Raw genomic sequence first — 14,573 nt, 5'->3', positions numbered from 1 at the left:
CCGTGCCGAAGTAGAAGTAGCCTGCCACATAACAGGAGTGAACAATGGCTAGCATTCTCGATTCAGTGAATCAACGCACACAAATGGTCGGTCAAAACCGGCTGGAACTATTAATGTTTCACCTAAATGGGAAACAACGCTTCGGCATTAACGTATTTAAAGTACGCGAAGTATTGCCATGCCCTAAACTTACCGCAATGCCTAATCGTAACCCTCTGGTTCGTGGCATTGCGCACATCCGTGGTCAGGCTATATCTATTATTGACTTGAGTATGGCGACCGGTGGTCGGGCGCTAACCGATATTCAGAATCGTTTCGTCATTATTGCTGAGTACAACCGAACCATTCAGGGCTTTTTGGTTGAAGGGGTTGATCGCATCATTAACATCAACTGGGAAGATGTGATGCCGCCGCCCAAAGGTACCGGAAGAGATGCGTATCTTACCGCGGTGACCAAAGTGGAAGATGAATTAATTGAAATTATTGATGTGGAACGCATTTTAGCTGATATTATGCCGGCTAATATGGATGTCAGCGAAGAAGTTGCGAATGCACCTATCAATGTTGCAAAAGAAGATTTAACCATTTTGATTACGGATGACTCTTCGGTTGCCCGTAACCAGATAAAACGTGCATTGCAGTCTTTGGGTATTACGCTCGAAGTTAAAAAGAACGGTAAAGAAGCGTTAGATTACTTAAAAGATAAAGCCAAGGAAGTGGGGGGCTTAGTGCATCCTCATGTGCCCGTTTTGGTCTCCGATGTAGAAATGCCGGTTATGGACGGTTATACGCTTACCGCCGAGTTAAAAGCTGACCCAGATTTACGTGATATCCATGTTATTTTGCATACATCATTGAGTGGTGTATTCAATCAGGCTATGGTGAAGAAAGTGGGCGCCGATGACTTTATTGCTAAGTTTCATCCCGATGAACTGGCGACCGCCGTACAAAAATGGCTTAATACAGAAGTTATTGCGTAGCCTGATGCTATTGCATCAGGTGCGATATTCGACCTGACGTGAACGTCAGGCTACGGTCTCGTAGCAAACTTAGGTGCCGGGTAAGAATATTGAACCTGACGTTAAACGTCAGGCTACGAAACGAATGAAACTGAAACGGAAGTTGTTTATATAACGTGATAAATCGCGAATTAAGTTTATCGGAGTATCAGGAATTTCGTCAGTTCCTTGAGCATCAATGCGGTATCGTGTTGGGTGAGAGTAAACTGTATCTGGTGAAGAGTCGGTTAGGCCCTTTAATGGGCCGGTTTAATATCGATTCGCTGGCGGAGCTTGTAAAACGTTCAATGAAGCTAAGTGAACGGGCTTTGCGGGCGGCTGTTATTGATGCCATGACAACCAACGAAACCTTATGGTTTCGTGACACTTACCCGTTTGAAATTTTGAATGACCGTATTCTCCCTGAATATAAAAATCACGCCGGGCCTTTAAAGATTTGGTCTGCCGCCTGTTCCTCGGGGCAGGAGCCTTATTCTATTGCCATGACGTACTTAGAGTATAAGGCGAAGAACCCGGGTGGGCTAAGAGCTGGCATAAAAGTAACAGCAACCGATATTTCCAATAAGGTACTCGAGCAGTGTGCCATTGGCGAGTACGATAGCCTGGCACTTGCGCGTGGTTTGTCGGCTGAACGGCGAAAGAAGTTTTTTACGGACGCCGAAACGAAAGCCGGCTCCATGAGAGTAAAAGACGAGCTTAAACAGTTTATTCATTTCCGTCATTTGAACTTGCTGGACAGCTATTCTCTGCTGGGCAAATTTGATGTTATTTTTTGCCGCAATGTCCTTATTTACTTTGCCCCTGAAGTAAAGCGGAAAATTATTGCCCAATTCCGGCAATCGCTGAACCCCGGCGGTTATCTTTTCCTTGGTGCTTCTGAGTCTATTTCCGGACTTACTGAGGATTTTGAGATGATCCGCTGCCAGCCAGGTATCATTTACCGAAGAAAATAGTTTCCTACAGGAAATATCCGCCTGAAAAAGTAATAACCCCTCTTTAAATTGGCACACTTCCTGCATTGTCTTCACTATCGAACACTGTGGAGACAAAAATATGGCACTTTCCATGGACAAGCTTATGGGAATACAGCAACACACGCTGGGTGTACGCACTCAGCGGGCGGAGCTTATTGCCAACAATATTGCCAATGCCGATACCCCCGGCTATAAAGCCAAAGGCCTGGACTTCCAGCAAGCGTTGCAGCAAGCGCAACGCGGTATGGAAAACCACAAAATGGCGCGTACTCACGAACAGCATTTCAGCGTTGAAGTAAAACCCCAGGGAACCGAGAAGTTCCGCACTCCATCTCAACCGGATACCGGCGACGGCAACACCGTTGATGTGCAGTTGGAACAAAACTTGTATGCCCAAAATGCATTGGAGTATGAAATGACCATGAACTTTCTTGACGGCCGCATCAGCGGTGTGAAGAAAGCCCTGGGCGGACAAGGGAGATAATAAGTCATGAGTCTGTTTAATATTTTTAATGTGACCGGTTCTGCCATGAGTGCGCAGTCTGTACGGCTGAATACAACGGCCAGTAACCTGGCAAACGCTAACTCAATTAGCAGCAGTATTGATGAAACTTACAGAGCCAGAAACCCAGTTTTTGCGACCGCGTTAGCCGATGCCAGCGGCAATTACAAGGGCAACAGCCTGACGAACCAGACTCAGGCGGGTCAGGAAGCGGGTGTTAAAGTTATGGGAATAGTGGAAAGCCAGGACCCACTGCAAATTGAATATGCACCAAACCATCCCATGGCGGACGAAAGCGGTTATATCTACCGCCCCAACGTCAACACCATGGAAGAGATGGCCAATATGATTTCGGCTTCGCGTTCCTACCAGACCAACGTGCAGGTAGCGGACACTGCCAAAACAATGACACAGCGTTTATTACGTCTGGGTCAAGGATAAGCAGGAGATAACAAATGGAAGGCGTAAGCAGTAATTCCTATATAGATGATATGAAATGGAAGAAGGAAGACGATGCCAGATATGCTGATCCAGATGAGCGGAGCAAGCTTGAGCAGGAAGATTTTTTCAGGCTGTTAACCGAGCAGCTTAGCATGCAGGACCCGTCTAAGCCGGTCGAAAATGACCAGATGATTGCTCAGATGACCAACTTTACTATGGCAGAGGGAATAACCGGGCTTTCAGAGCGTTTTGACCAGTTCGCCAGTGATATGACGTCAAATCAGGCGTTGCAAGCGTCAACTATGGTCGGGCGTAAAGTGTTGGTACCGACTGACCAGGCTAACCTGGAAACCGGAGCCGGCGTAACAGGCATGATTGCAACCCCCCAGTCTGCACAAAACGTGAAGATTAATATCAAGGACTCAACCGGTGCTACGGTCAAGACCATTGAGATTGGCGATATGCCCCAGGGCACGAAAGAGTTTGAGTGGGATGGAAAAATGGCTAACGGCGACGAAGCGCCTGCTGGTAATTATTCGTTCTCGGTGAATGCTCAAGTTGGTGGCAAAACTGAAGAATTGCCTATACAGATGCACGCTCGTGTACAAAGTGTCAGCACCGGCGGTGACCGCGGTGTGGTTTTGAATCTTAAAGGATTAGGTGGCATCAAGCTTTCTGATGTAACTGAAATTAGCTAACAAGAGAGGTGACTTATGTCATTTAAAATTGCACTCAGCGGTATCAACGCATCTCAGAAAGATCTAGATGTAACCGCTAATAATATTTCAAACGTAAAAACGTCCGGCTTTAAACAGTCGCGTGCGGAATTCGCTGACGTTTATGCGACCAGTATTTTCAACGCCGGTAATACGAAAGTGGGTGACGGTGTTTTGACGTCATCAGTGGCTCAGCAGTTTAGTCAGGGCACATTAGAGTTCACGGAAAACTCGCTGGATATGGCGATTTCAGGCAACGGCTTTTTTGCCACTACAGACGGTTTAGGCTCTCGCGATATGACTTACACGCGCTCAGGAGCGTTCAAACTGAACGACGATAAGTTTATTGTGGATAACCAGGGTAACTATTTGCAAGGGTATCAGGTTGACCGTAATAGCGGCACTAACTCCTCAGTTGCTTTGGCAACCACTCAGCCAATTCGTATTCCTGATGTCGCCGGTGCGCCGCAAAGCACTGATAATGTATTTACCGCATTTAACGTCGATGCGCGTCGTTCGCCAATTGATGGCGCAGCGAATCCGTTTGATCCGGAAACACCAAGTACTTACCAAAGTTCTACATCGGCTACCGTTTATGATTCATTAGGTGAATCGCATACGTTGTCTACTTATTATGTGAAGCGCGATAATAACCAGTGGGATGTCTACGCGACTTTTGATGGTGACGAAATTGACATGACTCCTACAGGCACAGCAACAGCCTCGCCGGATGCGTCGGTCAATGGTTATGCCGGTTTACGAGTAGAGTTTTTAGGCAGTGGTGATCCGGATGTCGCGGCAGGCCAGAATACTTTTGACCCAGGCTCAATCGACTTGTCAGGCAACAACGTTGATGGCGACCCGTACCTGAATAATGGTGCTGATGCGCAAACTATCCAGTTTAACTTTCAGGATTTAACAGGAACCACAACGCCGACTCAGTTTGCGTCAGATTTTGAAGTAACTGCTTTGGATCAGGACGGTAGCACCGTAGGCCGTCTGACTAACGTTGATATCGACAAGTCAGGTCTTATTGCGGCAACCTACTCAAATGGTGATGTTCAATACTTAGGCCAGGTTGCTATTGTTCGCTTTGCCAATGAGCAGGGCTTAACGCAAATTGGCGGTACCAAGTGGCGTGAAAGTATTGACTCTGGCGAGCCGCTTTCTGGTGAAGCAAATACCGGAACTTTCGGTGGTATTGAAGCTTCAGCGCTGGAAAACTCTAACGTTAATCTGACCAAAGAACTGGTTGATTTGATTACCGCCCAGCGTAACTTCCAGGCGAACTCGCGTTCGTTAGAAGTTAACAACACCATTAACCAGACGATTCTTCAGATTCGATAATAACTTCTCGGTTATTAGCTTAAAAAGACGCCTTCGGGCGTCTTTTTTGTTTTTGGCACGAAATCTGCATTGTCTTAATAATAAACCGCAGATGACAAAATTTTGGCTGGAGGTCAGCTATGGACAAGATGCTATGGGTAGCAATGAGCGGCGCGAAGGAAAATATGAACGCCGTCGCTGTTCGTGCCAACAACTTAGCTAACGCCAATACCACGGCGTTTAAAGGCGACTTGCAACAGGCGCGGGCCATGCAGGCCTTTGGTGAAGGTTTGCCAACTCGGGTATTTTCTATGACGGAAAGCCCCGGGCAAAATTTTGCCAGTGGAGCAATACAAACAACCGGCCGGAACATGGATGTTGCCATTAAAGATCAGGGCTGGATTGCAGTCGACGATGGCAGCGGTAATGAACGTTATACCCGCAATGGTAGCCTTGAAGTCGGCACTGATGGCTTGTTGAAAAACTCAACAGGGCAGACAGTGCTCGGCAATAACGGCCCCATATTTGTTCCTATGCCGATAGATAATCTGGTTATTGGAGCGAACGGGAATGTCTCTATACGTCCGATGGGAGCTCCGGCGAACGCGATGGAAGTGATTGACCGCATTAAATTAGTAAACCCGCCGAACGGTAATATGGAAAAAGGCAACGATGGCCTGTTTAAGTTAAAAGACGACCAACAAGCTTTCGCCGATGCCAACGTAAAACTGCAAATTGGCGCTCTGGAAGGCAGTAATGTAAATAGTGTCGAAGAAATGACGCACATGATTGCCTTGCAGCGCCAGTATGAAATGAACGTCAAATTAATGAAAACGGCCGACGAGAATGCTCAGCGTTCTGAGTCGCTGATGAGAATGAGCTAAGTTTAGCCCAGGAGAAAGACCATGAACCCAGCATTATGGATAAGTAAAACCGGATTGGACGCGCAGCAGCGCGATATTTCAGTTATTTCCAACAACCTGGCGAACTCCAGCACTATTGGCTTTAAAAAGAGTCGGGCAGTGTTTGAAGACTTGCTGTACCAGAATATTAACCAGCCGGGCGGTCAGTCTGCACAGGACACCGAATTACCTAATGGTTTAATGCTGGGCGCCGGTACCAAAGTTGTTGCAACGCAAAAGTCTCATACCCAGGGCAACGTGCAGACCACCGACAATTCGCTTGATGTGATGATTGACGGAAAAGGTTTCTTTCAGGTGCTAATGCCGGATGGCAATATTTCCTATACCCGTAATGGTCAATTTTCTTTAAATGAAGAAGGGGAAATTGTGACTTCGGGTAATGGTTATACCATTGAGCCTGCTATTCAGATACCGGAAGACGCTATGTCGGTCAGTATTTCACAAGAAGGTGAGGTTACTGTTACGCAGCCTGGTAACCCGGATAACGTAGTGGTTGGTCAGATTAACCTGGTTAACTTTATTAACCCGGCCGGTTTACAACCTATGGGACAGAACCTTTATAAAGAAACCGCAGTAAGTGGTGCTCCTTTAGAGGCGGTTCCGGGTGTTGACGGAATGGGTAACACCATTCAGGGCGCGCTGGAAACTTCGAATGTGAATGTGACTGAAGAGTTGGTGAACTTAATTGAGAGCCAGCGCGGCTACGAGATGAATTCTAAAGTGATTTCGTCTGTGGATCAGATGCTGAGTTACATTAACCAGCAGCTTTAATTGTTGTCGTCATTAAATAATAGCGGGTGACTTTATGCGTTCTTTACTTTTCTCTTTAACCGCATTGGTTTTAGCCGGTTGTGTGCAAACGCCGCATAAACCCATGCCGGATGACCCATATTACGCACCCGTATTGCCGGAAGAGCGTGCTCAGCCTGTGGTGCCAACGGGTTCTCTGTTTCAGGATGCTTACGCGGATAATTTGTATTCCGATATTAAAGCTCGCCGGTTAGGTGACATTATTACGGTCACTTTGCGGGAACAAACGACAGCCAGCAAAACGGCTACAACGGAAACATCAAAAGAGAGTACAGCTGAATTAGCTGCACCCACGGCGTTTGGACGTAATATTACCGTCGGCGGTAATCCGCTGTCTGCCGGTATTAATGGCACTCGAGAATTCAGTGGTGACGGCAGCTCAGACCAAAGTAATCAGTTGAATGGTGAAATTACCGTAACAGTTATAAAAGTGCTGCCAAACGGTAACTTAATTGTTCGTGGTGAAAAGTGGATGCGCATTAATACGGGTGACGAGTACATTCGTTTAACCGGCATGATCCGTCCCCAGGATATAACAGCAGCAAACCAAATCCCGTCAACCCGTGTCGCCAATGCGCGCATTGAATACTCGGGTACCGGTAGTCTGGCTCAGGTTCAGGAGCAGGGGTGGTTAACTCGCTTCTTTAACAGCCCGATATGGCCATTCTAAGGAGTAAGGTATGAGAACGCTTAAAATTTTTGCGCTGGCGGTAAGTTTATTGTCAATGCTTGCGGCACCGGTACAGGCTTCGCGTATAAAAGACATTGCTTCGGTTCAGGGAGTTCGTTCTAACCAACTAATTGGTTATGGTTTAGTAGTCGGTCTGCCTGGTACCGGAGAACAAACGCCTTTCACCGATCAGACTTTCCGTACCATGCTGGGCAACTTCGGTATTAATATTCCGGCAAATGAACGTCCAAAAATTGATAATGTCGCGGCAGTTGCCGTGCATGCGGAGTTACCGGCCTTTGCTAAACCCGGACAAAAAATTGATGTGACGGTGTCTTCTGTCGGCAGCGCCGATGGTCTGACCGGCGGCACTTTGATGCAGACTTTTTTAAAAGGCGCCAATGGGGAAGTTTATGCGGTAGCGCAGGGCAGTCTTATTGTAGGTGGCCTGGGGGCTGAAGGTAACGACGGCTCTCGTATAGTTATTAATACGCCGACTGTCGGTCGTATTCCTAATGGTGGCGTTGTTGAGCGTGAAGTGCGCTCTGGCTTTGGCTCTTCCGATTATCTTACCTTTAATTTGCATCAGTCCGATTTCACGACCGCGAAGCGCATGGCTGAAACCATTAACAATTTAGTTGGCGATGGTACAGCCCAGGCCGTTGATGCGACTTCGGTTCGGGTGCGAGCTCCCCGAGATTTAAGCCAACGCGTAAGCTATATGTCGACGCTTGAAAATCTGGAAGTTCAGCAGGCATCTGCGTCAGCGAAAATCATTGTGAACGCGCGTACCGGCACCATTGTCGTGGGTCAGAACGTCGAGTTGAGACCGGCAGCCGTGGCTCACGGTAACATGCAGGTTACCATTGCTGAGAATGTGAACGTCGATCAGCCGAATCCATTCGCCGATGGCGAAACAGCGATTACTCCTCAGAGCATTATTGACGTAAATCAGGAAGATGCACGCATGTTTGTATTCCAGCCGGGTACAACATTGAATGATTTAGTGCGAGCGGTGAATCAAATTGGTGCCGCCCCGGGCGACATGATTGCCGTGCTGGAAGCATTAAAGCAGGCCGGTGCATTATCCGGTGAACTCATCGTTATTTAACGGCAGTTAATATTATGACGGTTTCAGATTCTCATCTAAAACAAGCGCAACACGCTATGGATACGCACAGCCTGGACGGGCTGCGTCAGCGTGCGTTTAAACCAGGTGATAAAGAAGCGCTGATGGAAGCCGCGCAGCAGTTTGAAGCCATATTTCTGAACATGGTCATGGGCAGTATGCGTAAGGCCAATGCGGTGTTTGAGAAAGACAATTTATTGGACAGTCGTTACACCAATATGTACCGCGATATGTATGACCAGCAGCTGACTTCAGAACTGTCCAGCCAGGGAACCCTGGGCTTGGCTGAGTTGATGGTAAAGCAGTTAGGCGGTGACGACAGTTATGTTCCGGCGTCAATGAATCGCAATGGCGCGAACCTCGACGACCCGCGCATGAAAAACCGCGCCGACATGAACAGCGCCTCGCAGAAAGTCAGTGACCAGGGCGGCATTGATGCGGGTCTGTATTACGGGAATCAGCGAGTGAATACCGCCAAGCTGAGCGATGGCGATGCGACTTTTAATTCCCCGCAAAGCTTTATTGCTGCGCTAAAGCCTCATGCCGAGAAAATCGCCAAAGAAGCCGGTTTAAATCCGGATGTTCTGATGGCACAGGCGGCACTGGAAACCGGCTGGGGCAAGCGTTTGGTACCAGGGCGTCACGGCGGTTCCAGTAACAACCTGTTCAACATTAAAGCGGATACGCGCTGGGACGGTGACAAGTCTCATGTCAGCACCCTGGAGTTCGATGGTGAAGTCGCCCGCAAAGAGCGCGCAGCGTTTCGTTCATACGCTAATGTGGAACAGAGCTTGCAGGACTACGTTGACTTTATAAAGGAGCATCCGCGTTACCAGCAGGCCCTACAAGTAGCTGATGATCCGGCTCAGTATGCGGAGGCTTTACAAAGTGCGGGTTACGCAACCGACCCTCAATATGCACAGAAGATTCAGTCGGTGTTAAACAACCCGGCTTTTGTAGATAAAGAAATTTAGTGGTGCCGCAGGCGGCAAAAAATTGCCGCCTATACTAAATAATATTTGCTAGGTGCCGATAACGGTCACAGAGTAACTGGAGAGTCATTAATGAGTTTTGACTTATTAAATATCGGTAAGAACGGCATATTAGCGCATCAGCAAAGCCTGCAAACCACCGGTAAAAACATTAATAATACGAACACGGACAGTTATGTTCGCGAGCGCACTGAATACTTCGAGTCTTCATACGGTGGACTTGAGCGTGTGCGCGTGGAGCGGATGATTGATCAGTTTGCTAATCGCCAGTTACGCACCGATATCTCCAGGGTCAGTTACTACGAAGCTAACCTTCAACAGGCTGAGCAGCTGGACACCTTACTGGGTGACAGTACCACTAACGTAGCATCTTCTGTAGAGAGCTTTTTTAACACTTTACAGGACGCAAATAATGACCCTGGCTCAGTTACTGCCCGGCAGTTAGTTCTTGCCGAAGCTGACGCTATGGTAACTAAGTTTAATGACTTTTCCAGCTATCTAAATGATCAAAAAAGCATTATCAACGACAGACTAAAGCTATCGACTGACCGTATTAACTCGATATCAGAAAACTTAGCCGAGCTAAACTCGAAAATTCAGTCGTCAGGTGGCGAAAACTCCGCTAATGGCAATATCAACGCCCTGTTGAACAAGCGTGACGAGCAATTGCGAGAGCTTGCCGAGTTAGTGCAGTTCAGCACGGTTGAGCAAAAGAACGGTGCTATTGCTGTTAATTTAAAAAATGGACAGCCACTGGTTTTAGAAGATGGTCGCTTTAATGCCGTTGCAGTGAAAAGTAACCCAGATACTGAACGCTTAGAGATGGTGCTAAGAAAAGAGCACAGCGGCGGCAGTATCAGTGAGTTTTACGTGCCAACCGATGAAGTCGGTGGCTCTGTCGGTGGTTATCTGGAATATCGCGATGAAGTGTTAATGCCCACCCAAAAACGTTTGGGGCAGTTGGCAATTCGTATTGCCGACTCAATGAATACTCAAAACCAGAAAGGCATGGACCTGGATAATCAGTTAGGCAGTAAAATTTTTGATCTAGCTAAAACGGAGTCACAAGCGCTGCCTTATTCTGATAATGGCGGTACTGGCGAAATTAGCGTCAGCGTGTTGGAAGGAAACAGCAAATCTTTTCCGTCAGAAAATTTACGTATTACCAAAACAGGTAACCCGGACGAATATGAAATAGTTCCGGTGAACAGCGACGGCACCGTCGTCAGTGGTGCCGATACGATTACTGTCACTCAGGCATCGCCCGGCACAGTGGATATTGTTGAGCTGGGAGTTTCTTTAGATCTTTCCGGGGCTGCGAACGCTGGCGACCAGTTCCTGGCAAAGCCGGCTGAAGGTGCGGCGTCTGAAATTAGCCTGGCAATAAGAAGACCCGAAGACATTGCTCTGGCTAACCCTATTCGGGTGAAAGACGGGCTGGATAATCAAGGTGCTGCGAGTATTGAAATTAACTCAATTAACACCCCGGACGATTATTACGATACCGCTAATAACACCTTACTTGGCAGTGCTCCGGCTCGTATAGAAATAACCGGCCAGACAGGTAATGCTTATGACCTGGAAGTTTTCGATAAAGATGGTAATAGTATAGGTACTGTTACTGGAACGACCGATCTTAACGGTATTTTAAGTCAAGCCGGTTTAGCCGACCCTGACTATGAAGTCGATATTAATGGCGAGCCAGCGGTAGGTGATGAGTACATCATTGAGTACAACACCAACGGCTTTGATGACAACAGCAACGGGCAGTCTATGGCCGACTTGCAGCGTCAGCAGCTGGTTCGTCGTTCTGGTGGTGAAGAAGCCGAGCCCACTATGACTTTCAATGAAAGTTACGGTCGTTTGGTATCGGATGTGGGAAGTCGAGTCAGCCAAAATCGAGTGTTGCGTGATTCAGCCGAAGCAATTAGGTCACAAACTGAGGCGCTTTATGAATCGCAAGCGGGTGTGAATTTAGAAGAAGAAGCGGCTAATCTTATTCAGTATCAGCAAGCTTATACTGCGTCTGCCCGAATCATTACAACGTCACAGGCTATTTTTGAGACGTTGCTGACGTCCTTGAGGTAATTACTATGCGATTAAGTACAAATTTATTTTTTCAGCGCGGTCTGGACAGCTTACAAACCTCACAAAGTCAGCTAGATAGAATTCAACTGATGCTGACTAAGCAGACTAAGATATTAAGTCCTGCAGACGACCCTATTGGTAACTCGCAAGTGTTGGCGCTGAATGAAAAAATTGGTCAGAACGAACAGTTTGAACGTAACTCCGTAACTTTGGAAAACAATTTGCGCCGTGAAGAAAGTGTATTAAACAGCATTACGGATGCTATTCAGAAAGCCCGTACGCTGGCGGTACAAGCGGGTAATGGTAGCTACGACCAGACGAACCGAAAAGCCATAGCTGCTGAATTGCGCGATATTGAGAGCTCAATTTTCGACTTAACTAATGCGCAGGATGAATCGGGTGAATATATTTTTGCGGGTTACCAGAACCGAACCAAGCCGATGGAGTTTGATGATGCGACGCAGTCGTACCAATATGTTGGTGACCAGGGGCAGCGCACTATTCAATTGTCTCCAACCCTTTATCTGCCAGCTAATGACCCAGGGAATAAGGCGTTTTCAAATGTGTCTAAGCGAGTCGATTTTGAACTGACAGGTGGCAATGACTATATTGAAAAAGTAGAGGTAACCGATCGTAATACGTTAATTGCCGATACTGAAGCGCGTATTGCAGCCGGTGATCCCACGAACTTTACTGTTAATTTTACGGGTCCGGATACCTATGAGATTGATGACGGTGTGAATCCAGTGGTAGCGGGAACGATTACTGATGGTAAAGTTGAATATAACGGTATGAGTCTGGAGCTGGATAAAGATAATATGCCAGCAGCCGGAGACTCTTTTAGTTACAGTATAGGCGAGCCGGTTTCCCGTAATTTATTGACTCAGTTGGGTGATTTAGCCGACGTTCTGGAAGAGTCAGGGCCTGAAAGTAAAGGTTTCCATGAAAGCGAAATAGCCTTTGCCCTTGATGACTTTAATACAGTCATTGGTGACCTGACCGATACGCAAGCATCGGTGGGCGCACGTTTGAATGTTATGGACAATGCTAAACTCAGTAACGCTGATATCGAAATAGTGAATAAAAAGGCGCGGTCGGATATTTCTGACGTAGATTACTCCGAAGCGATGACCGACTTAGTGAAAAATGAAACGATCTACTCAGCCGCTCAACAGGTGTTTACTCGTATCAGCCGCTTGAGCCTGTTCGATTATATCTGACCAATGTTGTGTAGCCTGACATTCATGTCAGGCTACACAACAAATATCTAGCCCACATAAAAAATTCAAAATTTTTCAAAAAAATCCTAAAGCTCCCCAAACCCCGGCCGATACCCTTTGTGAGAGGAAACTTTAACCAGGCGAAACACGAAGCCGAACACTTCCTCCAGCTTGGCAACAACGATTGAATCCAAGCTTAGGCCAGAAACTGAGGAGCATTATTATGCCTTTATATGTAAACACTAACGTCAGCTCATTGAACGCACAGCGTCAGCTGATCAGCTCAGGTAACTCGCTTGACCAAGCATTTCAACGTTTGTCGTCAGGCTTCCGTATCAACAGCGCTGCAGATGATGCTGCGGGCTTACAGATTTCAAACCGTTTGAGCTCACAAGTTAACGGCTTGAACCAGGGTAACCGTAACGCAAACGACGCTATCTCTATGGCGCAAACTGCAGAAGGTGCACTGGATGAGTCAACGACTATCCTGCAACGTATGCGTACACTGTCTATTCAGTCAGCTAACGGTTCTAACTCTGATGTTGACCGCGGCGCACTGCAAAAAGAAATTGGTAACCTGCAACAAGAGTTAACTCGTATTGCAGAAACAACCAGCTTTGGTGGTAAAAACTTGCTTGACGGTAGCTTCGGTACTGAAAAATACCAAGTAGGCGCGAATGCAAACGAAACTATCTCTGTTAGCCTTCGTGACGTTGCGTCAAACGCTATCGGTAACAACAAAGTTACTGGTGCGGGTACTACTTTGGGAACACAAACAGCAGCAGCTCAAGCTGACTTCACCGTGGGTTTGACTGCCGGTGATATCACTTTAGGTGGCCCAGACGGTAACGCAGTTATCGGCGTAACTGCTACTGACAAAGCAATGGATATTGTTAGTAAAGTTAATGGTGCAGGCACAGGTGTTACTGCTTCGACAGAAGTTGAAGCTAAAATCACTAACTTCCAGAGCACCGACGTTGGTACATTAAGCATTGGTGATGAGAGCTTTGATCTGGCTAAATACAACGGCTCACTGACTAAGTTGTCAGAAGATCTGGGTAAAGCCGGTATTGACGCAACCGTTGACAATGGTGAGTTAACCATCAATGCCGAAGATGTTAACGGTGTTCAAATTACGGGTGGCGTAGCCGGTAACACAGTTACTTTAGCTGGAGCTACTGGCGCTGGAGTTGCGGTCGATGGTACTAACACAAGTGTAGTTGTAGATGCTGAGTTACAACTAGAGTCACGTGACGCGTTTTCTATCACTAACGATGGAACAGCTGATGAAGCTGAGATATTTGGTGCTAGTGCTTCAACTTTAAGTCAAGTTGGCCAAATCGACATCAGTACTTATGACGGCTCTCAAGACGCTTTAGGTACGATTGATGCGGCGATTGCTCAGATTGATGCGCAACGTGCAGATTTAGGTGCGGTTCAGAACCGTTTCCAGTCAACGATTCGTAACCAATCGAACATTGCTGAAAACCTGGAAGGCGCGAAGTCTCGAATCAAAGACGCGGACTTTGCTGCTGAAACAGCTAAACTGACTCAGGCTCAGATTCTACAGCAGGCATCACAGACTATCCTGGCGCAGGCAAACCAGCGTCCACAGGCAGCACTGCAGTTACTGGGCTAATCCCCGAGTTAACTCAATAGTGTATAAAAACGGAGCTTCGGCTCCGTTTTTTTATGCGTGAAAGAAAATTTTTGCCCGAAAAAAGTATTGGTTAAAAAAACTTCAAATAAAAACTAAAGTTTAT

General features: G+C 47.1%; 14 protein-coding genes and 1 pseudogene. All 15 read left to right on the top strand.

All coding sequences use genetic code 11. The features are described 5' to 3' along the window. The first annotated feature begins 44 nt into the window (after positions 1–44). The 15 genes and pseudogenes from IL_RS05885 to IL_RS13830 all read left to right on the top strand — a co-directional run bounded on the left by IL_RS05885 (position 45) and on the right by IL_RS13830 (position 14,449). Positions 45–980, top strand: a complete 936-nt coding sequence (locus tag IL_RS05885; protein WP_011234400.1) for a chemotaxis protein CheV — start codon at positions 45–47, stop codon at positions 978–980. Between the two features lie 155 nt (positions 981–1,135). Next, positions 1,136–1,972, top strand: coding sequence for a CheR family methyltransferase (locus tag IL_RS05880; RefSeq protein ID WP_011234399.1), 837 nt, complete (start codon positions 1,136–1,138; stop codon positions 1,970–1,972). A gap of 100 nt (positions 1,973–2,072) precedes the next feature. After that, positions 2,073–2,477 (top strand): flagellar basal body rod protein FlgB, encoded by a 405-nt coding sequence (flgB, locus tag IL_RS05875; RefSeq protein ID WP_011234398.1) that lies wholly within the window; start codon positions 2,073–2,075, stop codon positions 2,475–2,477. A gap of 6 nt (positions 2,478–2,483) precedes the next feature. Then, entirely contained in the window at positions 2,484–2,936 is a 453-nt protein-coding gene (gene flgC / locus IL_RS05870) for a flagellar basal body rod protein FlgC (RefSeq protein ID WP_011234397.1), read from the top strand. Positions 2,937–2,950: 14 nt separating this feature from the next. Further along, complete coding sequence (flgD, locus tag IL_RS05865) at positions 2,951–3,634, top strand: flagellar hook assembly protein FlgD (RefSeq protein ID WP_011234396.1); 684 nt, start codon at positions 2,951–2,953, stop codon at positions 3,632–3,634. Positions 3,635–3,649: 15 nt separating this feature from the next. Further along, positions 3,650–4,999, top strand: a complete 1,350-nt coding sequence (gene flgE / locus IL_RS05860) for a flagellar hook protein FlgE (protein ID WP_011234395.1) — start codon at positions 3,650–3,652, stop codon at positions 4,997–4,999. Between the two features lie 119 nt (positions 5,000–5,118). After that, positions 5,119–5,862 (top strand): flagellar basal body rod protein FlgF, encoded by a 744-nt coding sequence (locus IL_RS05855; protein ID WP_011234394.1) that lies wholly within the window; start codon positions 5,119–5,121, stop codon positions 5,860–5,862. A 21-nt stretch (positions 5,863–5,883) separates the two neighbouring features. Continuing rightward, positions 5,884–6,672, top strand: a complete 789-nt coding sequence (flgG, locus tag IL_RS05850) for a flagellar basal-body rod protein FlgG (protein WP_011234393.1) — start codon at positions 5,884–5,886, stop codon at positions 6,670–6,672. Between the two features lie 34 nt (positions 6,673–6,706). Further along, positions 6,707–7,381, top strand: a complete 675-nt coding sequence (gene flgH, locus IL_RS05845; protein WP_011234392.1) for a flagellar basal body L-ring protein FlgH — start codon at positions 6,707–6,709, stop codon at positions 7,379–7,381. 10 nt (positions 7,382–7,391) lie between these two features. Next, on the top strand, positions 7,392–8,492 hold the full coding sequence (locus IL_RS05840; RefSeq protein ID WP_011234391.1) for a flagellar basal body P-ring protein FlgI: 1,101 nt from the start codon (positions 7,392–7,394) through the stop codon (positions 8,490–8,492). 14 nt (positions 8,493–8,506) lie between these two features. Further along, positions 8,507–9,484: a flagellar assembly peptidoglycan hydrolase FlgJ gene (flgJ, locus tag IL_RS05835; protein WP_011234390.1), complete on the top strand. Its 978-nt coding sequence runs from the start codon at positions 8,507–8,509 to the stop codon at positions 9,482–9,484. A 90-nt stretch (positions 9,485–9,574) separates the two neighbouring features. Further along, a complete protein-coding gene (flgK, locus tag IL_RS05830) occupies positions 9,575–11,590 on the top strand; it encodes a flagellar hook-associated protein FlgK (protein WP_011234389.1) in 2,016 nt (671 codons plus the stop codon). A 5-nt stretch (positions 11,591–11,595) separates the two neighbouring features. After that, a complete protein-coding gene (gene flgL / locus IL_RS05825) occupies positions 11,596–12,810 on the top strand; it encodes a flagellar hook-associated protein FlgL (RefSeq protein ID WP_011234388.1) in 1,215 nt (404 codons plus the stop codon). A gap of 223 nt (positions 12,811–13,033) precedes the next feature. Further along, positions 13,034–13,444, top strand: a pseudogene (locus IL_RS13770) (flagellin); the annotation flags it as partial. 249 nt (positions 13,445–13,693) lie between these two features. Further along, the gene (locus tag IL_RS13830) at positions 13,694–14,449 is read left to right on the top strand and encodes a flagellin (RefSeq protein ID WP_272940784.1); all 756 of its coding nucleotides are present in this window, start codon (positions 13,694–13,696) and stop codon (positions 14,447–14,449) included. Positions 14,450–14,573 lie beyond the last annotated feature (124 nt).

The sequence above is a fragment of the Idiomarina loihiensis L2TR genome (assembly GCF_000008465.1).
GTDB lineage: Bacteria > Pseudomonadota > Gammaproteobacteria > Enterobacterales > Alteromonadaceae > Idiomarina > Idiomarina loihiensis.
This window is presented reverse-complemented; position numbering and strand designations above follow the sequence as displayed.